This window comes from Providencia sp. 21OH12SH02B-Prov (assembly GCF_027362595.1).
GTDB lineage: Bacteria > Pseudomonadota > Gammaproteobacteria > Enterobacterales > Enterobacteriaceae > Providencia > Providencia zhejiangensis.
In genome coordinates this window covers 3,896,241-3,917,400 of record NZ_CP114796.1, presented here as the reverse complement: position 1 = coordinate 3,917,400, position 21,160 = coordinate 3,896,241, and the positions used below count along the sequence as shown (strand labels likewise).

The window sequence follows — 21,160 nt, the reverse complement described above, 5'->3', positions numbered from 1 at the left end:
ACATTGCTATCCATAAAAAGATCGCTGAACATAGTCTTAGACATTGCATGTGCTAGAAATATTGGAATATATGAAGAAAAAAAGACCCTCACTACAGGATGTTGCCGACAAAGTCGGTGTCACGAAGATGACCGTTAGCCGCTTTCTACGAAACCCTGAGCAGGTTTCTGAAGTGTTACGTGGTAAAATAGCGCAAGCGGTTGATGAATTAGGCTATATTCCAAATAAGGCACCGGATCTGCTCTCCAATGCAACGAGTCACGCTATTGGTGTGCTATTACCCTCGTTAACTAACCAAGTTTTTGCGGAAGTCATTCGTGGCATTGAAGCTGTGACAGATCGTCATGGGTACCAAACAATGCTTGCGCATTATGGCTATCTCCCTGAAAAAGAAGAAGAGCGCCTCACTTTTTTACTCTCTTATAATATCGATGGGGTCATTTTAGCGGAACGTACCCATACAGAGCGAACGCTCAGGATGTTAAAGACAGCAGGGATCCCTGTCGTTGAAATCATGGATAGCGTTTCTCCATGTCTCGATGTTGCGGTTGGTATTGATAACTTTGAAGCCTCACGACAAATGACGGCGGCAATGTTAACACGTGGATGCCAACATGTTGTCTATCTCGGAGCCCGTCATGATGAGCGAACTGTGATTCGTTTACAAGGTTATGAGCAAGCTATGCGTGATGCTGGTCTCGAGCCGCGTAATGTGATGACACAGGTGAGCTCTTCTTATTCATTAGGCGCTAAGCTACTTCATGATTGCATACAAAAATACCCTGAAACAGATGGTTTATTTTGTACCAATGATGACTTGGCGATCGGGGCGATCTTTGAATGCCAACGCCTTGGTATTAAAGTGCCGAATGACTTAGCCATCTCAGGCTTCCATGGTCATGATGTTGGCCAAGTGATGACACCGAAATTAGCCAGTATTCTCACCCCTAGAGATAGTATTGGACGTAAAGCGGCCGAAGTCTTACTGGCGCGTATTAATGGTAAAAAGTTACCACAGACGTTATTTGATGTTGGTTTTGAGTTACTACCAGGTGAAAGTATTTAGAATTCAAAAATGATGCATCACATTAGTGAGAGAAGCATCACAGATCTCTTTATTTCCCCATAAAGATAATTGCTAAAAATAACAGCGCTGCCGATAATGTTACTGGTAACTGTTACCGGTAACAATCGAATGTCTACTATCGGTAAACAAAAAATAAGTACCTTTTATTATTTAACACCTGAGGAGTTTCCAATGAGTGATACCCAAACACAAAATTATACATTTGTTTTCATGGGGGTATCGGGTAGCGGTAAATCGGCAGTCGCGAACGGTGTCGCTCAAAAAACCAATGCGGTTTTTTTAGATGGCGACTTTTTACATCCGAGAGCGAATATTCAGAAAATGTCTTCTGGTCATGCATTAAATGATGAAGACCGTCAGCCTTGGCTTGCCGCATTAAATGACGCTATTTTTGCTATGCAGCGGACTAACCCTATTTCTCTCGTTGTGTGTTCAGCACTGAAGAAGAGTTATCGCGATAGATTAAGAGAGGGAAATAAAAATCTCTATTTTATCTACCTGAAAGGGGATGCAGAGCTCATTGCGGAACGTCTCAAAGTACGTAAAGGTCACTTTTTTAAACCTGAAATGCTAATTTCACAATTTCAGGCATTACAAGAACCTACATTAGAAGAACAGGATGTTCATGTTATTGATATTCGCCCATCTCTCGATGAAGTAATTGAGAATACTTGTACAGCTATTCACCAAATCGTATCTGGAGGCAATCCATGAACCCCCCTGTTGAAGCATTAAGCACGCTCACTTTAGTTCTGACGGCCGTCGGCTCGGTTGTCTTATTATTGTTCCTTGTCATGTATGCACGTTTGCATGCCTTTGTTGCACTGATGATTGTATCGATTGGTGCAGGGCTATTTTCAGGTATGCCAATTCAAGATATTACGGCAACGATGCAAAAAGGTATGGCAGGAACGTTAGGCTTCTTGGCGATTGTTGTCGCATTGGGCGCCATGTTCGGTAAAATTTTACATGAAACCGGTGCACTCGATCAGGTTGCAACGAAGCTACTGAATTTGTTCGGTGAAAAGCGAGCTCACTACGCAGTTGGTATCGCTGGGTTAATTTGTGCATTACCACTCTTTTTTGACGTTGCCATTGTTCTCTTGATTGGGGTGGTATTTGCGGTGGCAAACCGTACGGGCCATAACGTTGTTCGTATGGCAATTCCTTTATTTGCTGGGGTCGCAGCCGCCGCGGCTTTCTTGTTGCCAGGCCCAACCCCCATGTTGGTGGCTTCGCAAATGGGAGCTGACTATGGTTGGATGATCCTGATTGGCTTGTGTGCGGCAATCCCCGGAATGCTACTTGCGGGCCCTTTATTCGGTAGCTTTATCAGTAAACACGTAACCATCGATATTCCCGCTGATTATCAAGCGCCAAACATGGAACATGGCAAAATGCCTAGTTTTGGCTTTAGCTTGAGTTTAGTCCTGTTTCCGCTGGTTTTGGTGGGTTTAAAGACCATTGGTACCCATTTTGTTGAAAAGGGTTCGAATCTTGAACATTGGCTAGAGTTTATCGGACATCCATTTACTGCTTTGTTGCTTGCGTGTTTGCTGGCTATCTATGGTTTAGGTTTCCGCTATGGCATGAATAAAGAAAAAGTGATGGAAGTGTGTTCAGCCGCGATTCAACCCGCAGGTATCATCTTATTAGTCACCGGTGCGGGTGGTGTGTTTAAGCAAATACTCGTTGATTCAGGGGTGGGTCCTGCTCTGGGGGATTCATTAATCGGTGCAGGTTTACCAATCGCAGTCGCGTGTTTTGTGCTGGCAGGTGCTGTTCGTGTCATTCAAGGTTCGGCAACCGTGGCGTGTTTAACGACCGTGGGTCTAGTCCTGCCTGTGATTGGTGAATTAGGGTATTCAGGTGCACAGTTAGCCGCGCTTGCGACCTGTATTTCTGGTGGTTCTTTAATCCTCAGCCATGTGAATGACTCTGGTTTCTGGTTATTTGGTAAATTCACTGGCGCAACTGAAGCTCAAACATTGAAGACTTGGACCGTCATGGAAACCATTCTGGGTACGACAGGTGCCATCGTGGGGATGATTTTCTTTGCCTTCTTATAATTTAGATTTCTAAGTAACAGTAACCCGTTCAATTTACTCTGATAGTCAGAGGGGATTGAGCGGGTTTTTGACCGTTAATACCGTCTAGTAAAACGGTAAGCTTGAGCCAGTGCAGTACCGAACTCTGTATTTTGCAGCTCTTCTAACTGACTTTGTAATAGTTCATCCCAATCTTCTGGTGGTACATCTTCCTTTAATTCATTAAGGGCATTAATTGCTTCAATTTGTAAAGCAATTGCTTGTCTTCTTCTATTTGTTAACGTGACATCATTATTGAGATTAAAAACACGAATTGTTTCTTCTGCTTTCAATTGATCTCGAGGTGATAGCCCATTGCATGGACGAACAGAACCCGATATGAGAAAACGTAAAAAATCAGAAGGGTTATCAACATCGGGCTTTATAAGATTATCTGGGTTATAAGGTCTTCCATATTGGTCTTTATAGATCCCACATCGTGACCAGCCACCAGCTCTTGATGAGTCACCACAAGAGCCAAATAAATTGTTCCAGTCAAATGTCAGGTGCGAGTAATCATGTTGTGATCGAAAGTGTTCAATATGCTTACGACCTAAATGACACTCACAATAGGCACAAAGGTTATTTTGCATGGCATCAATGGCGATCCATAATTCTAGTCTATCAACATCGTTCCAGCTATTTTTTCCGTCAATTAAATGAGCTAAACAACTAGGAGAGCCTTGCCGCTGCAGTTGTTTCATACCTAGATATCCTTTTCATTTTTCCTTGCTTGTACTTTAAGTTTCATTGCTGCAATTTTTATTAGGTTATCACAACGTTTTAATTCAATACTATTTTCACCGAAATGGTGTTTTATCTTTTGATAGAGAGCTTGTGCGTCAGAATTATGGGAATAGTCAGCGTGTGTTAGGGCTTGGTCAAAATCATCAACCCAATGTGATTCTGCAATCTTAAGTGGTGTCGCTGAAACCTCCATTACGAGTTCTAAAATATCAGAGTTGATAACTCCTTTAGTTTGGAAATCAGGCGTATTCAGCGTTATTTCTTTTCCATTATTTGATTCGTTAAAGATACGCACACAGCGCTTATCAACGGTTGAAAGCACTATTGGGCTATGAGTGGTGACAATAAATTGTAGGTTTGGAAAAATACGGGTTAAATTTGGAATAGCATCTTGCTGCCATTTGGGGTGTAGGTGTAATTCGAGTTCATCTATTAAAACAATACCTTGCCCTTCAAATGGATTATCCAACAGTGGGTTTAACATAATCATCCGTCGCGCGAGATCGGCAACTAAGCCTAGAAGAACGCGCTGTCCATCAGACAACTGTTCAACAGTGACTTTTTGTCCATCGTTAACGACTTTGATTTTATCGATGCCTGACGTAATCTCTACCCAGATATCACTAATACTTGGGACAATCTGACTAATTGCCTTAATGATAAGTTGTTTTTGATATTGCTCTGATAAATTGTCCGCGATCGCATTTTTTTCTAAAGCTGCAGTAAGTTTTTTTTGTGCATCTTCCAGCAGAGGTTTTACTGAGACTAAACCGTTGTTAACGGATATTGTTAAATCATTGACGAGTTGTTTTAATTCATTAACTGATGTTGTGTCATGTGAAGTTCGTTTATGAAGAGCAATAAACCATTCAATAAAATGGTCAAAACGGCCAGCCCCAGATAATGCATTAGTATATGCATCAAATCGTTCTTCTCGTATTTCTGATATTTCTCTCGGGCGTATGTAGGGATGTGAACGTTCAACGGAGTAAAAGGCGAAAATAGGTAAATTAACAACTTTTTGTGCATTAATCACACGCCATATATCAGCAATATTTTTAACGTCTTTAACGAGACTATCGCGTCGAGTAGCTGATCCAACGGCAGAGCGGGAAAGGCGAATAGGAATAAATTTTAACCCACGGCCAAAGTAAAAATGACTGAAAACATCAGTATATTCGAGTTCGGCATCATTCTTTATGTCAGTCCATTCATTAAAACGTTGTCCGGCTCCATCTTCCCGTAAAATATTTGCACTAAACCAACTTAGTATTTTTGCAATAGCGGTTAAAATGCTGGATTTTCCTTGTCCATTATTACCTATGATAACAGTAAGATCTTTTTCTAATTGTAATTCTAAGGATGAAAAACGGCGAAAGTCAGTGCATGAAAAAGAACGCAGATAAAAAGGATTAGTCGGTTGAAAAACGCCATTTTTATTTTTATCTCCGCTTTGGAGATAATACCAGCAAAGATCTAACCATTCATTTGATTCTTCAGGGCTATTTTTTGTTATTTGAAATAGCTCAAATGCAGCCAGCAAACTACCGCCTCTGGCTTTTCTTTCTAGTTGTTTAGTCATTTATGACCTCTTCGAATTTGAACCATTAGATCTTCAGTATATTTTTCATTCATCCTAATAATAAACTCAGGTTCTATATGTTGAGCAAAAGACAGTAGCCCTTGTAGATAACCCATATCTGCTTCATCGAGTAATCCATATTTATATTGATTAATGAGATGTTTAATGAAGCGTTTTCGTTCTCTGCCTAAAGAAAGCTGGTTTTCATTATTAATTGTAATACCTGTTACATGGCGATTATGCGCTTTAGACGAAAAAACAGTTTTAGAATGATTAAGACGTAATGCATTGCCATATAATGTTTTTAGTACTTTTTGAATTAAATCAGGTAATTGTTTTAAAACATCTTTGATATTGGTCGAAAACGTGAGGTCATCTGCATATCGTGTATAACAAATATCAAGGTGTTGGCATATCTCACTGAGTTGCTGGTCAAACTCATATAAACAAAAGTTAGATATTGTTGGAGATGATGGGGCACCGACGCTAAGCATTAATAATTGTCCATTATGTTTAGCTGGTTGCCAAAACAATATATTTTCTACATGTATTCTTTCTTGAGGGGAAAATGATAAATGAGATAGAGGCTTATTTTCTATGCAACGCCAAAAAATAGCGGGTGTAATAGAGTTAAAAAAATTCTCTAAGTCAGTTTTTAGTAGGTACTGATTTTTGCTATGAGCCAGTGCATTATCTTTGATGCTCTTCTTATCTCGGTAGGCCATTGCAGAAGGATGAACAGGAAAAGCATATAACTGCAAAAATGCTCGTTGATATTCTTTAAGCTTTTTTGCTGGTTGGGCAATGACTCGAAAGCCTATGGTGCGTTTAGCGATTTTATAGACTTTGTATTTGCATGGTGCATTTTGCAGATAAAGCTTCACATTGGATTCATGCTGATTTAAGTGTGTCGCTAACTTTTTGATAATCTGCATAATATTACCTATAAAACCCGAAAGCGTGTAGGCTTTCGGGTGGACTCTTTACTAGAGGAAGCGGTGTTGCCGCGACCTGATAAAGGGCGCGGCAACACCGCAACCCTAAATGTGTACAATAAATTAGTGTCTGGCTAATCACCCGACAAGACAGAATATGTCCAACGCTAAAGAGCTTAGTAAGACTACCGTACTCTGTTGTTATAAACAATACTGTTTTGGTCGAGGGGGGAACGTGCGATATCTTAAAGGTTGCAATCAAAGATGGCGAGAAAGTTTCTCGCCATCTTTGATTTGATTAGTTTAACATTTGGCTAAGTTGACGATAGAGGCCTTGGGCGCTCTTCTTATAGCCATCGGCAGATAAATGCACGTTATCGGGGCGTGCAAGGTCTTGTGCTGCCCATGAGCGTATTGAACAAGGCCCACCCATAAAGGCTTGCCAATCCCAAAACAGAGCGTTTTCTTGGGCTGCGACAGCTTTTTGGATTTTGATCACATTGGTTAGGTGAACAGGCATTTTCGCTTCGCAGCTCGGCGCATTGCTAAATTTGATGGAATCATTAGGTCCAATCAGCAGAATCACGGCTTCAGGCATACGCTGGCGTATGAGATGAATTTTTTCACGTAGGCTTTGCTGATAGGCCACTAAATCCAGATTGTCGTTAAATGCTTCATTGGTCCCATAGGCTAAGACCACCATATCCGGTGACATCTGTGCTAACGTATCCACCCATTGTGGTTGCCATTTATCGAACATATTGATAGTCGCCCCATTAATTCCTATCGCTGATAACATCACCCCAGGATGATTGGCACGTAGCAACCAACCCCCTAATTTAAGATTGTTATCCTTGCTCACCGTCACGTCAGACGGTAGCTGAGTGCTAACAGGGGAAGAAAAACGCCAAGAGTTCCCTGTTGCTGGTAATGCGATAGGAGACGATGAAGCTGGAGAGATGCTCATCTGGCTACCCGAGGTGTTTTGGTACAGAGCCTGTAACTGATACGTCCCATTAGCCACCTGTAATGGCATTAATTGTACAGAGCTCTGTGAAGCCATGGGTAGAGCGATTAAGCCTCCAAGAGGGTAGTCAAATCGTTCATCTTTACGGCTACTGAACAGTTCCCATTGATGCTTATCACTTTTACGATTGATAGTCGCGGTACGCTGTCCGGGTATTGAGATGGCAGGAACAAATCCTGGGCCAGCATCACCATAATGTTGCTGGAACATCGTTCTTAACTCACCACTAAAAAAGTCAGCGGCAGTATGAGAATCGCCAATTTGGACAATATGAACCTGCTGATTACCTTGCTTGAGCTTATTGGCAAACTGCTGGAGATTCGGCTCCCCATTATTGATAAGCTGCCCTTGAACATCCACATTGATGGATGTTCTATGGCCTGCCGAGCCGTGACGTGTCTGCTCTGTATCCTGCTGACAAGATAATAAGCTGAGTGATAACAATGCGATGGCACTAGCTGCCGCTAATTTGGACTTGGCCTGACGCAGTTTGTTTTGCTTCATGAAGAACCTTTTCTTCCTCTTCAAAATGAATTAATGAAAACACTTTTTCCGCAATCGCTTGTTGTCCTTTGGGACTGAAATGGATCCCATCACCACTTCTAAGCTTAATTTTGCTGCTTTCATCGCCGAAATAATCAGAGTAAGTCAGGTCCTTGTATTTAAAGACATCATTGACAGAAAAATAAATTTCGCCATTATTTTTGACTTCGGACTGGTAGAGATCTCTTAGGAACTGCATACCTTCTGATAGGCTCGTTTTACGCATGTTGGGAGGGCCAACCCAAATAACATCGACATGATGTTGGCGCGCTGTCATTAATATATCATTAATGCGTGAACGGTACACCTGCTCCCACATTTCACTTTTAAATTTCACATACTTATAACCCGTATCGGGTGGCATATCCCATGGGTCATTAGGACCGAGAAATACAACTAATACTTTGATTTTAGGGTTTTTATTCAATGTGTCCGCAATCGTTTGTGGCCAATTAAAAAAGCGCGGATAAGCAAGGCCAGTACTTTGCTTACTAAGATTAATGCTATCTATATTATATTTTTTCAATAGCATGTTCTTCACATGTGGTGCGACCCCTTGCATCATTGAGTCGCCCGCAAACAGAACTTGGTCACCTTTTTCTAATTTCGCGATACTTTTGGGGACAATAGGATCGTTTTGCAATACGGTTATTGGACTGACCCCTTCCGTTTGCAACGATGCTCTTTGCTGTTGGCGTTTCAATAGCTCAGGAAAGGTCACTGACAATGATTTTGCAGGATAAATATAACCATTTAGAAAATGTAATCCAACTTGATAACCTTCAGGAAAAACAGCTTTACTGCGAGCAGAAGCATTAGCAAGCGCCTCAGCTTCTTCGACGTCTTTGGCATGCTGCCCCGAAGCGTGGTAGGCAAAGGTACTTCCCGCAGCCAGCGTACCATCATACAAATAAGCACCATAATCCCAAACAGGATGACCTGACATGCCAGCCCAAGGTGGATCTCGATGATATTTTTGTTGCCAGAAGCGTTCTAATGAGGCTTGATTCAGCCAAATTAATAATATTCCTGCCACCAAAACAATAAAAAAGACTTGTCCGGTTTTTATTAGATTTTTTTTAAACTCAGAAGTTAGCATAAATAAATCCCGGCATCCCAGAAGGTGAAAGCATAAACATAATCGTTAGTACAATAGCCAGTGGTATAGGGTAATAATACCAAGCAATATTTTGGTATTTCCTTGCAACATAATGATACGACTGGACGAAATAGGGATAAAGCAACAGTAAAGCCCAAAATGCGACCAATAAACCAATACTTGCCCTAATGGAGGCAATAAGGTCAGGAGAGGCGAACTGTGACACCATCATTAATGCATCATCAAAAGTTTGGCTACGGAAAAATATCCAAGCAAAACAGACAAAATGGAATGTGATGATCCGCGATAATAGCGTTGTGACGGTTTTATTAGGAAAGCTTTTTGTCCACCCTAACTTTTCCATACATAAATTCTTAAGGTTAAGCAGTACGATCCCTAAGCCGTGTATTGCTCCCCAAATGACAAAGGTCATCGCAGCACCATGCCATAGTCCTGAAATTACCATGGCTAAAAAGACATTGGTGTTCATACGGCTGAAGCCTTTTCGATTGCCACCTAATGGAATGTAGATATAGTCGCGAATGAAGGTTGATAGGCTAATGTGCCAGCGAGCCCAAAACTCTTTTAAATTTGCGGCCATATAAGGGGCATTAAAGTTCACAGGAACGCGGAAACCTAATAGTAAGGCGATACCTGTGACTAAGTTAGTATACCCCGAAAAATTAAAATAGATGTTCCATGCATAAGCATAGGTAGCAACTAAGATTTCGCCTGCCTTGAAACCTGCCGGGGCATCGAACACGGGGTTCACAAAGTTTTCAGATAAATAAGCACTAAAGAGGAACAATTTAACCAGCGCTAATGAAATCAGCAAAATTGCTTTTCTAGCATCGAGTATCTCACGACTCTCTGTTTGGATCTGGGGAATAAAATTTTTAGCGCGGTTGATGGGGCCTGCAACAATACTAGGAAAAAAGCTCAGGTATAGCACGACATCAAAAAAGTCCGCTTTAGGAATTTCTTTACGACATACGGAAACGGTATAGCTTACAGAATGGAATGCATAAAAAGACAGTCCAAGTGGAGCTAATAATTCGATAATAGGCAGCCCGACATTAAGGCCTAATTTATCGAAAGTTTGTTGGAGTGTTTCTTGAAAGAATGAATAGTATTTAAACGCAGTAAAACAACCGATGATGCCAAGCGCGAGGAGTGTAAATACCCATTTGTTGGAAAGCCAATTCGAAACCCAATTAGTGAGAAAATAAATAAAGAGGGTATAGCCGAATAATATATAGGCGAAATCAGGATTAAATGAATAAACAAAAAAATAACTCGCGGTAATTAATAGCCCATTTTGAAGCTTTGCACTAGGCTGGCAACTCCAATAAATGAGGAAAAACACCAAAAAAGAGCCAAGAAACTCGAATGAGAAAAAATTCATATAAGACTCAGGTTGTTAATTATTGTTGTATACTCGTTAAGGCCGAACTGTAGCGTGACTGATAGAGGAGACTCTCGAATCGTCGACATCCACATGTTTTCTCGATCCTTTACCTCGATTGTTTAGCTGCATCTCGAATCATTTGAAGTATAAATGAATATTTACATCATATTAATAATCAGCATTGTTGCAATAAGAAAAAATCCACTTTATAAAAAAGTGGATTTTTAGTAGGAACGTGTACCTGGTGATACAAATTAAATACGATTTGATGCCGTTTTTTGAGCCTGTGTAATCAGTTCTTCATTGCTCACGTACATCTCTTGTAGATAGCGGTTATAAGATGAACCTAACTGTGAATACCCTTTCATATCATTGATAAGTTTTGTTGTATCCAACTCATCTTTTGATAGACGCTGTTTCGCTCTAGACGAACGTAGCGACTCATAAGCATTGTGAGTATTCATGTTCTTCATGTAGGCTGAAACTGTTTCTTCAACAGAATCATATGCGGAATAGCCTTTAATCTTTCCTTGTTTTAGTTGGCAACCGCTGCCACATCTCATACCAAATAGGTTACCATTTTGCTGTGCTAGCTGTGATGTTCCCCAACCTGACTCCGTCGCTGCTTGAGTTGCAACCAAATGGGTAGGCATGATATCAACACGGCTCAATAGCTTATCCCAATTCATTTTATTTGGGGTGGTACAGGTCATACCGTAGCTTTTACAAATTTGAGCAAGACGGCGTAGCTCCTGAGCGCTCCATTTTTTATTCGAGCGAACAGAAAGTAACCATTTACGTTCCGCCATTATTTCTTGATTGACCTTTTCAATCACTGGGACAATCGTTTTTAAAAACGCTTTCTTACGTGGTGTACCGGACGGGTATTTTCGCAAATCAGGCAGAGAGGTTTGAGCCTGATTTGAGCTCTGCACGGCCTTGTGAGAATACTCTTTCTTGAGTGTGGTACTGGTACTTGTTGAGCCGAAACTCAAACCCGAAAATAACAATAACAGTAAGAAAGCGAAGACGGCGTTTGTCCTCATCGTTCGAGAGGGCATTTGCTTCTCCTAATTTCTCTGAACAAAAATCGAGCGAATAGTAGCAGAATAATTTTGGGGGAGCTACTTTTATCCGGCTGACTTTAGCTAAATTACTGTATTGTTTTGTCTTTAAAGTGTATCTTTTGTATTTAATTGATTTAAAAACAGTTTTAATTCCTTTTTTTTGTGTTTGATCTGAAATTAATAAATAATGCTAACGTTTGTGCGAGTGAAAACATGTTACTTATCCTAAATATGGTCAAAATACATGCAGTTACATGAGTTATTATGGGGTTAATTTGGTTATTTATTAAGCGGTTGATAGCCTATTTTTTAGGCAAAATAAGAAATTTAACCGTTTGTCAGAAGATGAAGATACAAAAATGTCTCTTTGTGTTGATTCGATATTAAACGAAAAAGTGTGTCGTGTTGAGGAAAGGGTAGGCGAAAAAGTGTTCAATCGTACAATTTCTACCTACCTTTAAAAACGGTCAAAATGATAATATCTGTTGCTGCTGATCTTGTTGTTTTGCTGCTTCAGAGAGCGTGGAAAAATCAGCCGCTGTCCAGTATGTCTGCGGAGTCGGTAAGTGTGCCATTTTTGATGTAGGTAATAACCTAAATTGAGCAAGCTCTTGCAAAGAATATCCTTGATATTCATTAGGTAAGCTTAAACGTAAGCTTTCTGTTGGCACCATTTGCAAAGGCATTAAAGGATAGCGGTTATCGCTAGTATCATAATCGCGAGTTAATACGAGGAATTTTTCAGGAACGCGCTGGTAGCTATTCCACCACAATCCATCGACTCTATCGAACATAGCGCGGGTCTGTAGCTTAGTATTGGCACCAAGTTGTTCCAATGCCGTAGGGAGTATATCTTCCATAGATTGGGAAAATAAAGGCAGTGACTGGGCTCTACCTTGTAAGATCAGTGTCATGGATAGGCGAGCGCCGAGTAGATTGGAATATAAATCCTCCGGAGAAAAAGCAGAAATCCCTTCTGAAAAACCGGGCACAGATTGATAGCCATACCATTGGGCTATTTCATGCCAAGCGGCAAGTTGGAATGCGAGCTTTGCAGCTAAGTAAGCACTGAGAGTATATCGCTGTTCGGTGGAAACCGGTGGTGTAAACGGCTTAAAAACAATTTGCCTGCTAGCGAGTTCGTCACTTAATTTGAGCGTCCAGCTTTCACCGAGCCTTGGATAAATTTGGCTAAACAAAAAGATGGTATAGTCAGCTGTGTCTCTAACATGGGAAATATCAATGAATCCCCCTTTATCCGTGTATAAAAGGCCCACTTTTTCATCACTGACGCCCATTAATGCGGCGGTAGCACCTAAGAAGCTATCATTGTAATGATGTTCACCTAATTTATCGGCTTCAACAATATTATCGATAGTGTAGAAAGGAACTGGGATCCCCCAAAGTTGTGCTTGCAGGTCATAGCCAAAAGCGCAACAGGCGCGTAAACCTTGAGGTGGTTCTAAAGGCTCAAGGACAGGCCATGACTGTGACGCAAATTCATGAGTATCACTATTAAGTTCAGGTGATACAGCCGCAAGTTTAGAAGGTGCACTATTTTGACAGGCTGTGAGCAACAGAATACCAATAGTGACTATTAATGGTTTCAGCATTAAAACGCTTCCCCTACTTGGAAATAGAAACCTGTGCTATTACGGCCGACACCAAAGTCGAGGCGTACATTCATTCTAGGTTTGAATTCAAATCGATAGCCGACACCGACAGTCGGCAGCCAATGGCCTTCACCTAATTCAGATGGACTGTCACTCATCGTTCCAGTACCGAGCCAACCAACGACACCATGACGCCAATCAAGTTTATGCCGTAGCTCTAATTGGGTCGTAAAAATGTTGTTATCTCGATAGCGCCCTTCGTAATAGCCTCGCATACGATTCGTGTTACCTAATAAAGAGAGTTGATTCCACGGTACTTCACCAGTGGTAAATCGTGCGTAGTTATCAAGTGCAATGACGGTTTTTTCTGTTATCTCATGATAATAAGCATACTGTAGTTGCGTACTCTGAAAACGCGTATCGCTGCCTAGGCTAGGGGAAAAATAGGTATAGATGGCTTCAAAAGTCTGCCCGTGGTGAGCGTTAGGTAAGAAATCGCGTGTATCATAGCTAAAATAAGCACTGATACCTGAGTTGATCACTGAACGACCCCCAATAGCTTGCTGAAAATAGCGTTTAGCACCTTCATCAGGATCACTCGCATTAATAGAGGAGAACTGCCAACCTAATCCCACATAGGTGGCATCTGCCAGACGATATAGCGCTCGGGGCGTTATTTGGAATTCTTGGGAATGATACTTTTCTTTATTATGGTCATTTTTTCCCGCGGCATACCCCTTCCCCCAATAATAAGTAGGGATGTTATTTAAAGTACCTGAAATAAATAATCGCCACTGGTCGTGGTCGATAAAATTATAATTGGTGAAATTAACGCCAAATGCGCCAGTAGAGGAAGCAAATCCACTTAAACCAACAGAGGAGGGCTGAGTCGTTTTATCGTCTTTATCGATGCGATATAAACCAACGAGTGCAGTACCAATTCCTACGCCCATTTCTGGCGTATAAAATGGACCGGGTAATATGCCCCAGTCGATGGTTTTGCTTTCATCAAAACTATTTGAGCCACCGAGTTGGTTTAACCAAACATCGATTTTTTGCCGATCAGGCAATAATTCCGCTTGAATGGGTAGGGTAATAAAAAGGCTGAGCAGTGTCAGCCTTTGCAAATATTGTTGCTGGAGCATTAAAAACGGAACTCACCTGAAATATAGAAGCTATTACGGTTATTGAAACCAATTTCAGTTAACACATTAAAGTGACGTGTTAGTTCGACACGCGCCCCTACCGTGTTATTCCATTTATGGGCAAGGTGCTGTTTGACATCGAATTTCATGTCATTAGGCGCTAATGCCATAAATTTACTTAACTCGGGAGGGAGATTAAGTTTGCTGACATCCCCTTTAAAACGTTGGGTAATATCTTGGTACATAGCACCCGTCCAAACTTGAATTTTTGTATTTCCTTGACCACTGATCAGAGGATCAAAAATAAACTCATAACCAATACGTGGGGTAATGACTAGGGCTGAAATATTACCATCTAAAATATCTAGATTTGTTCTAGTATAGTTAGCATCTAGAGTTGTAAAGAATTGGTTATAGCCCCCAGCAAAGGTCACGCCACCACCATAGGTTTTCCCTTCATAATCTAATTCGAATGGTAAATCTTTACCAATAGGGATAATCCAATCTTTACCCCAAGGCAATTTCATGCGCGCTTCTACGTTATTTAGATTGGTTTTTGATGTTCCCTTTGTTTTTCCATAAAGACCGTATACATTCATAAAAGGGAATACCCATGCATCAAGCTTTAATACATGAGATTCATTTTTACTACGGGTATGTCCGGTTTCGATATGAAGCATTTTTTCTAAATCCATATTGGAATTAGAAATAAAACCGATTTTATCCACCACAACATCTTGGCGCAGGTTCATATAGCCGTAGCTCACACCAAAAGGCTCTGGGATATCATAACCGCGAGCGCGTGCTTCATCTCCCCAAATAGGCAATACACGAGATTCGCTAGAAGATGAGCGAGTAATACCGCCTTCGCTGTTATTTTGTGGAACGCCAGACTCACTCATGGTGACGGAAAAAAGTGGACGGTCACTATCTGCAAAGCTGACTGGAATAGAAAAGCAGCAAGAGAGTAGCAACGCTTTGCTAAGTTGAATGCGTGTCATAAATGGACTCTACATTGAAATAAACAAGAGAAAACACATCAATAAAAGATGAGTTCAAGTTTAGCATAATAAGTTAATTAATAGATGGCGTTAAATGCTGTGTTTTATGGAAATAAGGGTTTAATTCGATATTTTTTGATTAAAGTTAAGAAGTAATAAAAGAAGTATTTAAGATCACTTCTTTTATTACCCATTTTGTTGTTATTTTTGCTTACTTTGATGGAAATGGACACGTTCATGGAAATAGGCTTTTAAGTGATCTTCCATTTGATGCACTTTCTGCTCAAGCGCATTGATGAGCACGTCATCATTATTCATGTCATAAACACGTTCCATCGCCAATTGGTCAACGTATTTTTTCTGCTCTTTAGTGAGTTCTGCCATATTTAATATCCATTATTCAGCCCAATTAAAGCGGAGCTACGGTTAGAGAATTACGTTAAGGCTATTGTGCCTGAGTGATCTTTGATTGCAAAGTACAATAACACTTTGTTCGATAGTGACTATTTTAAAATGTACAGGTAAATATTTTAATATGAATTCGTTAAGATTATTCACAATATAAATGGCTAGACTAAGCTGTTATCCTTGGGCGAGTAAACAAATTATAGGCTTATATAATGAATAATAAACAACAATACCTCGATATCGCTGCCGGTAACGGTGAAAAAGAAGCTTCTTCAATGGTGGCAATTCCTGCTTCAGAATTAACACTCGCGCGTCTAGAACAACGTTTAGAAGAGCAAAACTATTTTACTGATGGAGAGATTGACTACATACCTGAAAGTGAAGGGGAATTTTTCTTTACCTGTAAGCAAGGCGAGGAAGAGCTACGTTTTTATATTTCTCTGGTGGATAGTGACCCTGAATATGTCATTAATCCTTATTTCTCTACAGATCCAATCAGCCCGGAGTTATATGCTGAGGCGAGTGCCGCGCCACAAGCCGTTATCGTTGAATGCCTATTTCAAGATCAGCCTTTAGTGAGTTACTTACAACAGCTAAGAATTATACAGATATTAGTTCCCGACTTATTGTTAGGACTTGATTTGTCCGCGGCGGGTAAGGTCTTTACCCGCGAGTGGCTGAATTTCCAATTGCTTGATGATTTGATGCCAAGCATTGATTCTTTATATGTCGTTCATGCCATCTATGATACTGATGAAATTGAAGAACAATCGGCTGAAGAACGTGGGCCAACAATGTATTGGTTCCACACTCATGGTCTTGCGCGCTGTGGGTTATCGGAAGCGGAAATTATTATCCCACATCCTATCGCGTCTTATTACGGTATTCCTGAGCTGTTCTGGAGTTTTGTTAACAATAGTATTACGCATGGCAAAATTGTGTTTAATGAGCCAATTTTTATTGGTCAAACACAAAGTGGTTACGAATATTTAGTGGCACTACCGTTTGAAGAAGGTTTACAACATGTAGGGCAATCAACGCCAATTGATAATTTGAAACCGCTTGAAGAGATGAATTATGACTTTGGTGACGCGGCGTCAAAACGGTTTATGGGCGATTGGAATGATCGCGATGAATCCCATCAACACCCATCTGTTATGTTATTTAGAGTCACACAAGAAGAGCCAGTTCTAGAAAGCTTCTTTAAAGGTTTTGAAGATCAAAATGCGATGATGTTTATGCGTACTGATGAAGAAACCGCGGATATGTCTCGTAAAGCAAAATTACGTTGGGAATATTTTACCCACATGCTCGATAATTATGGGCCAAAACCGGTTGTACAAAAGAAAGGTTTTCTATCTAAACTGCTTGGAAAATCAGAAGAGCAAGACGAGAGCGAATGGCGTTTCTTAGTGAAGTGTGGAATTGGCTATCGTGATGAAGAAGAAGACTATGAAGGTCATGAGCACATGTGGTTTGAGCCCGTGTCTTGGAATGGTGATCACTTTGAAGGTCGTTTGATCAATCATCCTTTCTATGTGCAGACGATGCAAGAAGGAGAGGTTTATCCGCTTACGCGTGATGATATCACTGATTGGACTATCTACTATCAAGATGGTAACTACACACCTGATACGATTTATAAATTACTTTCGGGTGCTCAAGTTCACTAAGACGCCACTTAACTGCATTTCGAATGCATTAGCATATAGAATGGGTACATTAGGTGCCCATTTTTTATTGTTGAGTATTATCTATGACTGAATCTGAATTATATCAATATGCACTATTTATGCTTTCTCGTCGCGATTATGGAACAGAGGAGCTAAATGCGCGTATGAAACGTCGTATGTATGAAAAGAATGAAGGGATTGTTGATGAAACGCTGATTGAACGAGTGATTGCGCGTCTGAGTGAACAACATTTTCTTGATGATACTCGAGTGCTGGAACTGCATTTTCAAAGTTATATCCGTAAAGGTTATGGACCGCTGCGTATTAAACAAGAGTTACGACAAAAAGGGTTTGCTGCTACTTTGATTGACCAACAATTTGAGAATACGGATGTTGATTGGTTTGAACTTGCGGCGACAGTACGTCGTAAAAAATTTAGTGATGATATTCCGAGTGATTTTAAAGAAAAAAGTAAACAGATTCGTTATTTACAATATCGTGGCTTTTCGGGTGACATGATTTTTGAGCAGTTTCGCTAAAAATTTTATCTGATTTATTAATCATTATTCTGCTGTAGGCATCGTTAAAATTGTGATGATACACCGTTTTTTTGGTCATTTAATATGCAGTATTCTTATAATAAAAAATAAAACTTACGGTTAATTTCAGCAATCTTGGTTGGGCGATAAAAACCCTTTCTCCAACTAAGGAATGCTATGAAGATCAATTGGTTAATTAAAATAACATGCATGTTTTGGGGGGCGTTACCTGTAACCGTTCTGGCCGATATAACGCTAGCGGATATGGCGTCGCGCATTAAAGCGCTTGAGATTTTGACAGCCGAAGCTATTCAGCGAGCGGAGAGTGCTGAAAATCGAGCCAATAAATTAGCACAGATGATGACATTACAGGCAACGACACCATCATCCCAACCTAAAGAAGCGCTAAAGACAGACACAACAAAACCCACTATTAAATTTAATCAGCAGAATGGTGAGTTAAAGATCTACGGAAATATTGAGCTGAATATCGATGGTTCCAGTCGTAAAGGGCAAATGACATCGATACGTGAAGCGGTGAGTAAAAGTGCCAATAGTGGTAAAAATGATAATTGGGATATAAATGGGCGCATTTTGCTGGGTTTCCAAGGTAAACACCAACTCGCCAATGGTAATGAAACTGGCTTTCAAGTTGAACCTCTTGCTAAGGCAGATGGGGATATCGGGTTAGATGATGCTTTCTTTTATTTTGGAAAACATCATGACTGGACAATTAAAGTCGGGCGGTATGAAGGTTATAGTATGTTCCCCCTTGACCAAGATATTTTCATTTCTCACTCAGGTAACACCTCAAATAGCTTATATACCGATGGATATGGTTATGTTTATATGCTGAAAGAAGGTCGGGGTCGCTCAAATGATGGTGGAAGTATCCAGCTCTCGAAAAGGTTGGACAATTGGTATTTTGAAGTGAATACCTTAGTTGAAGATGGAACCGCATTATTTGGTGATGAGCGCTATCATGGCTACGACCTTGATAACAGAAAAAGTGCAGTTTATCTTCGGCCTGTCGCTGTTTGGAAACCAAAACCATTGAAAATTGCATTGGCGATGGAGAGCCAAGTTATGCATAACGCTTATGGTGCGACAATTGATGGCAAGTGGCAAGATTTTTCAAGACGTAATGGCTATGGTTTAAATATCACTTGGGATACCACATCAAAAGATAAAATGAGTGGCATTAAAGCCGCTTTTAATACTGCTTATATGGAGGCTAATGCGGAAACGGACTTTTCAGCTGGCGGATATGCAAAATGGCGTCGTTTCGTTTTAGGTTATATATACGCTCACAATAATATTAAAGATTTTAATCCGAATAAATATCAATATGTACTGGATGATGAGTCGGTCCTCAATGGCGTTCCAGGAAAATATGATTTACATACTCTGTATGTTTCTTACGAAATCCCCAATATCTTACACATTGAAAACTATAATATTTATTTGGGTGCTTACTACTCAACGATAGCAACAGCGAAAAGCGAACTCATTGATAAGTCCGATGATGAACGATATGGGTTTCGTATTCGTTTCAAATATCTATTTTAGCCTTTAAATTACTAGAGGGCTTTTTCTTTAAAAAATATTAAAAATATAGAGAAATCGCCCTGAGTATTTCTGCCTTCAAAAATTCTTGTCCATTCTATAAAGCAAAGCGAATAGTTATTTTTTTATGATAATTATCTGTTCATGACATGATCCGCGTCAGTAAATTTCGCTTATATATTGGGCAGAGTACAGTTAACTAAAATTAAAATTATTTCAGGCAGGAGAAATATATGGTTGAACTGTTAATTGGCGTCATCGTCGCAATCGGCGTTGGGCGCTACATTATTAAAGGCTACTCGGCAACGGGCGTGCTGATGACAGGGGGTATTTTACTACTGATCATTACCGCAATTATGGGGAAAAGTATTTTACCTGAATCCGTGAAGGCGACGGGTTGGCGTGTTACAGATATTTTAGAATATATCAAATTCTTATTGATGAGTCGCGGTGGCGACTTAGGCATGATGATCATGGTGCTGTGTGGATTCGCGTCTTATATGACCCACATTGGTGCAAATGATGTGGTGGTGAAAATTGCCTCTAAACCATTAAAAATGATCAACTCACCTTATATATTAATGGTTGCAGCCTATATTGTTGCCTGTTTGATGTCATTAGCCGTTTCTTCAGCCACGGGGCTAGGTGTATTGTTAATGGCAACCTTATTCCCCGTTATGGTGAATGTCGGTATTAGCCGTGGTGCCGCCGCAGCGATTTGTGCTTCACCCGCGGCAATCATATTGGCGCCGACATCTGGCGATGTGATTTTAGCGGCAAAAGCCGCAGAGATGCCATTGATTGATTTTGCCTTTAAAACAACGCTGCCAATCTCCATTGCGGCGATCATCGCGATGTCGGTAGCGCACTTTTTCTGGCAGCGCTTTCTTGATAGAAAAGAGCACGTTAACGTTGAAATGTTAGACGTGAATGAAATTAAAACGCATGCACCTAGTTTTTATGCCATTTTGCCATTTACGCCAATTATTGGCGTACTGATTTTTGATGGTAAATGGGCGCCTGAACTGCATATCGTAACTATCATTGTTGGCTGCATTATTTTAGCCGCAATTATTGAATTTTTACGTAGCTTCAGTGCTAAGCACGTTTATGCTGGGCTGGATACTTGTTATAAAGGCATGGCGGATGCATTTGCGAGTGTCGTTATGTTATTAGTGGCCGCCGGTATATTTGCACAAGGTTTAAGTACCATTGGCTTTATCAAGGGGTTGATCGACCTTGCACAATCTTTCGGTTCCGGCGCGATAGTGATGATGATTGCATTGGTGATTATTACTATGCTTGCTGCGATGACGACAGGTTCAGGTAATGCGCCTTTTTATGCGTTTGTCGAGTTGATCCCACATCTAGCGAAACAAATGGGCGTTAACCCTGCTTATTTAGTCATTCCTATGTTACAGGCTTCCAATTTAGGGCGTACCTTATCACCTGTTTCTGGGGTGGTGGTTGCGGTCTCCGGTATGGCGAAAATTTCACCATTTGAGGTCGTGAAAAGAACTTCAGTTCCCGTGTTAGTTGGATTGGTTGTTGTGATTATTGCAACCGAAATTTTAGTTCCGGTTTATCTCTAGTTATTCATCAATCTAGTATCAAAATGGCTAGAAATAGTCTG

General features: G+C 40.5%; 18 protein-coding genes. 7 read left to right on the top strand and 11 right to left on the bottom strand.

Going from position 1 to position 21,160, the window contains the following annotated elements; genetic code table 11:
• Nucleotides 1-70: 70 nt before the first annotated feature.
• The 3 genes from gntR to gntU all read left to right on the top strand — a co-directional run bounded on the left by gntR (nt 71) and on the right by gntU (nt 3,156).
• The gene (gntR, locus tag O7C57_RS18055; RefSeq protein ID WP_154621800.1) at nt 71-1,066 is read left to right on the top strand and encodes a gluconate operon transcriptional repressor GntR; all 996 of its coding nucleotides are present in this window, start codon (nt 71-73) and stop codon (nt 1,064-1,066) included.
• Between the two features lie 192 nt (nt 1,067-1,258).
• The gene (gene gntK, locus O7C57_RS18050; protein WP_154621801.1) at nt 1,259-1,801 is read left to right on the top strand and encodes a gluconokinase; all 543 of its coding nucleotides are present in this window, start codon (nt 1,259-1,261) and stop codon (nt 1,799-1,801) included.
• Complete coding sequence (gntU, locus tag O7C57_RS18045; protein ID WP_154621802.1) at nt 1,798-3,156, top strand: gluconate transporter; 1,359 nt, start codon at nt 1,798-1,800, stop codon at nt 3,154-3,156. Before gntK ends, gntU begins: the two co-directional genes overlap by 4 nt.
• A 74-nt stretch (nt 3,157-3,230) precedes the next feature.
• Here the strand turns inward: gntU and ptuB are convergent, their stop codons facing one another.
• The 11 genes from ptuB to O7C57_RS17990 all read right to left on the bottom strand — a co-directional run bounded on the left by ptuB (nt 3,231) and on the right by O7C57_RS17990 (nt 15,725).
• Entirely contained in the window at nt 3,231-3,878 is a 648-nt protein-coding gene (gene ptuB, locus O7C57_RS18040; RefSeq protein WP_269723403.1) for a retron Ec78 anti-phage system effector HNH endonuclease PtuB, read from the bottom strand.
• Between the two features lie 2 nt (nt 3,879-3,880).
• Nucleotides 3,881-5,503, bottom strand: coding sequence for a retron Ec78 anti-phage system effector ATPase PtuA (gene ptuA / locus O7C57_RS18035; RefSeq protein ID WP_269723402.1), 1,623 nt, complete (start codon nt 5,501-5,503; stop codon nt 3,881-3,883).
• Nucleotides 5,500-6,438: a retron St85 family RNA-directed DNA polymerase gene (locus O7C57_RS18030; protein WP_269723401.1), complete on the bottom strand. Its 939-nt coding sequence runs from the start codon at nt 6,436-6,438 to the stop codon at nt 5,500-5,502. The genes ptuA and O7C57_RS18030 overlap by 4 nt, the downstream gene beginning before the upstream one ends.
• 298 nt (nt 6,439-6,736) lie before the next feature.
• The gene (locus O7C57_RS18025; RefSeq protein ID WP_154621803.1) at nt 6,737-7,969 is read right to left on the bottom strand and encodes an SGNH/GDSL hydrolase family protein; all 1,233 of its coding nucleotides are present in this window, start codon (nt 7,967-7,969) and stop codon (nt 6,737-6,739) included.
• The gene (locus O7C57_RS18020; RefSeq protein WP_163860597.1) at nt 7,920-9,107 is read right to left on the bottom strand and encodes an SGNH/GDSL hydrolase family protein; all 1,188 of its coding nucleotides are present in this window, start codon (nt 9,105-9,107) and stop codon (nt 7,920-7,922) included. Before O7C57_RS18020 ends, O7C57_RS18025 begins: the two co-directional genes overlap by 50 nt.
• Nucleotides 9,094-10,512 (bottom strand): MBOAT family O-acyltransferase, encoded by a 1,419-nt coding sequence (locus O7C57_RS18015; RefSeq protein ID WP_154621805.1) that lies wholly within the window; start codon nt 10,510-10,512, stop codon nt 9,094-9,096. Before O7C57_RS18015 ends, O7C57_RS18020 begins: the two co-directional genes overlap by 14 nt.
• 257 nt (nt 10,513-10,769) lie before the next feature.
• A complete protein-coding gene (locus tag O7C57_RS18010; RefSeq protein WP_154621806.1) occupies nt 10,770-11,576 on the bottom strand; it encodes a protein bax in 807 nt (268 codons plus the stop codon).
• Nucleotides 11,577-12,049: 473 nt separating this feature from the next.
• A complete protein-coding gene (locus O7C57_RS18005) occupies nt 12,050-13,195 on the bottom strand; it encodes a DUF4056 domain-containing protein (protein ID WP_269723400.1) in 1,146 nt (381 codons plus the stop codon).
• Entirely contained in the window at nt 13,195-14,340 is a 1,146-nt protein-coding gene (locus tag O7C57_RS18000; protein ID WP_154621808.1) for a BamA/TamA family outer membrane protein, read from the bottom strand. The genes O7C57_RS18005 and O7C57_RS18000 overlap by 1 nt, the downstream gene beginning before the upstream one ends.
• The gene (locus O7C57_RS17995) at nt 14,340-15,341 is read right to left on the bottom strand and encodes a hypothetical protein (RefSeq protein ID WP_154621809.1); all 1,002 of its coding nucleotides are present in this window, start codon (nt 15,339-15,341) and stop codon (nt 14,340-14,342) included. The genes O7C57_RS18000 and O7C57_RS17995 overlap by 1 nt, the downstream gene beginning before the upstream one ends.
• A gap of 201 nt (nt 15,342-15,542) precedes the next feature.
• The gene (locus O7C57_RS17990; RefSeq protein ID WP_154621810.1) at nt 15,543-15,725 is read right to left on the bottom strand and encodes a hypothetical protein; all 183 of its coding nucleotides are present in this window, start codon (nt 15,723-15,725) and stop codon (nt 15,543-15,545) included.
• A 236-nt stretch (nt 15,726-15,961) separates the two neighbouring features.
• On the opposite strand from O7C57_RS17990, the gene O7C57_RS17985 reads away from it, so the two are divergent.
• The 4 genes from O7C57_RS17985 (at nt 15,962) to dcuC (ending at nt 21,119) form a co-directional block, all read left to right on the top strand.
• Nucleotides 15,962-17,422, top strand: a complete 1,461-nt coding sequence (locus O7C57_RS17985) for a DUF4026 domain-containing protein (RefSeq protein ID WP_154621811.1) — start codon at nt 15,962-15,964, stop codon at nt 17,420-17,422.
• Between the two features lie 83 nt (nt 17,423-17,505).
• On the top strand, nt 17,506-17,961 hold the full coding sequence (locus tag O7C57_RS17980; RefSeq protein ID WP_154621812.1) for a regulatory protein RecX: 456 nt from the start codon (nt 17,506-17,508) through the stop codon (nt 17,959-17,961).
• Nucleotides 17,962-18,138: 177 nt separating this feature from the next.
• Nucleotides 18,139-19,530 (top strand): carbohydrate porin, encoded by a 1,392-nt coding sequence (locus O7C57_RS17975; protein ID WP_269723399.1) that lies wholly within the window; start codon nt 18,139-18,141, stop codon nt 19,528-19,530.
• A 230-nt stretch (nt 19,531-19,760) separates the two neighbouring features.
• Nucleotides 19,761-21,119, top strand: coding sequence for an anaerobic C4-dicarboxylate transporter DcuC (gene dcuC, locus O7C57_RS17970; RefSeq protein WP_154622210.1), 1,359 nt, complete (start codon nt 19,761-19,763; stop codon nt 21,117-21,119).
• Nucleotides 21,120-21,160 lie beyond the last annotated feature (41 nt).

Bases quoted from the DNA above. Each gene is read 5' to 3' on its own strand.
- ptuA (WP_269723402.1), bottom strand. From the start codon at position 5,503: ATGACTAAACAACTAGAAAGAAAAGCCAGAGGCGGTAGTTTGCTGGCT.
- O7C57_RS17980 (WP_154621812.1), top strand. From the start codon at position 17,506: ATGACTGAATCTGAATTATATCAATATGCACTATTTATGCTTTCTCGT.
- O7C57_RS17975 (WP_269723399.1), top strand. From the start codon at position 18,139: ATGAAGATCAATTGGTTAATTAAAATAACATGCATGTTTTGGGGGGCG.
- O7C57_RS18030 (WP_269723401.1), bottom strand. From the start codon at position 6,438: ATGCAGATTATCAAAAAGTTAGCGACACACTTAAATCAGCATGAATCC.
- O7C57_RS17985 (WP_154621811.1), top strand. From the start codon at position 15,962: ATGAATAATAAACAACAATACCTCGATATCGCTGCCGGTAACGGTGAA.
- gntK (WP_154621801.1), top strand. From the start codon at position 1,259: ATGAGTGATACCCAAACACAAAATTATACATTTGTTTTCATGGGGGTA.
- O7C57_RS18020 (WP_163860597.1), bottom strand. From the start codon at position 9,107: ATGCTAACTTCTGAGTTTAAAAAAAATCTAATAAAAACCGGACAAGTC.
- gntR (WP_154621800.1), top strand. From the start codon at position 71: ATGAAGAAAAAAAGACCCTCACTACAGGATGTTGCCGACAAAGTCGGT.
- O7C57_RS18010 (WP_154621806.1), bottom strand. From the start codon at position 11,576: ATGCCCTCTCGAACGATGAGGACAAACGCCGTCTTCGCTTTCTTACTG.
- ptuB (WP_269723403.1), bottom strand. From the start codon at position 3,878: ATGAAACAACTGCAGCGGCAAGGCTCTCCTAGTTGTTTAGCTCATTTA.
- O7C57_RS18025 (WP_154621803.1), bottom strand. From the start codon at position 7,969: ATGAAGCAAAACAAACTGCGTCAGGCCAAGTCCAAATTAGCGGCAGCT.
- O7C57_RS18015 (WP_154621805.1), bottom strand. From the start codon at position 10,512: ATGAATTTTTTCTCATTCGAGTTTCTTGGCTCTTTTTTGGTGTTTTTC.
- O7C57_RS18005 (WP_269723400.1), bottom strand. From the start codon at position 13,195: ATGCTGAAACCATTAATAGTCACTATTGGTATTCTGTTGCTCACAGCC.
- O7C57_RS17990 (WP_154621810.1), bottom strand. From the start codon at position 15,725: ATGGCAGAACTCACTAAAGAGCAGAAAAAATACGTTGACCAATTGGCG.
- O7C57_RS18000 (WP_154621808.1), bottom strand. From the start codon at position 14,340: ATGCTCCAGCAACAATATTTGCAAAGGCTGACACTGCTCAGCCTTTTT.
- dcuC (WP_154622210.1), top strand. From the start codon at position 19,761: ATGGTTGAACTGTTAATTGGCGTCATCGTCGCAATCGGCGTTGGGCGC.
- gntU (WP_154621802.1), top strand. From the start codon at position 1,798: ATGAACCCCCCTGTTGAAGCATTAAGCACGCTCACTTTAGTTCTGACG.
- O7C57_RS17995 (WP_154621809.1), bottom strand. From the start codon at position 15,341: ATGACACGCATTCAACTTAGCAAAGCGTTGCTACTCTCTTGCTGCTTT.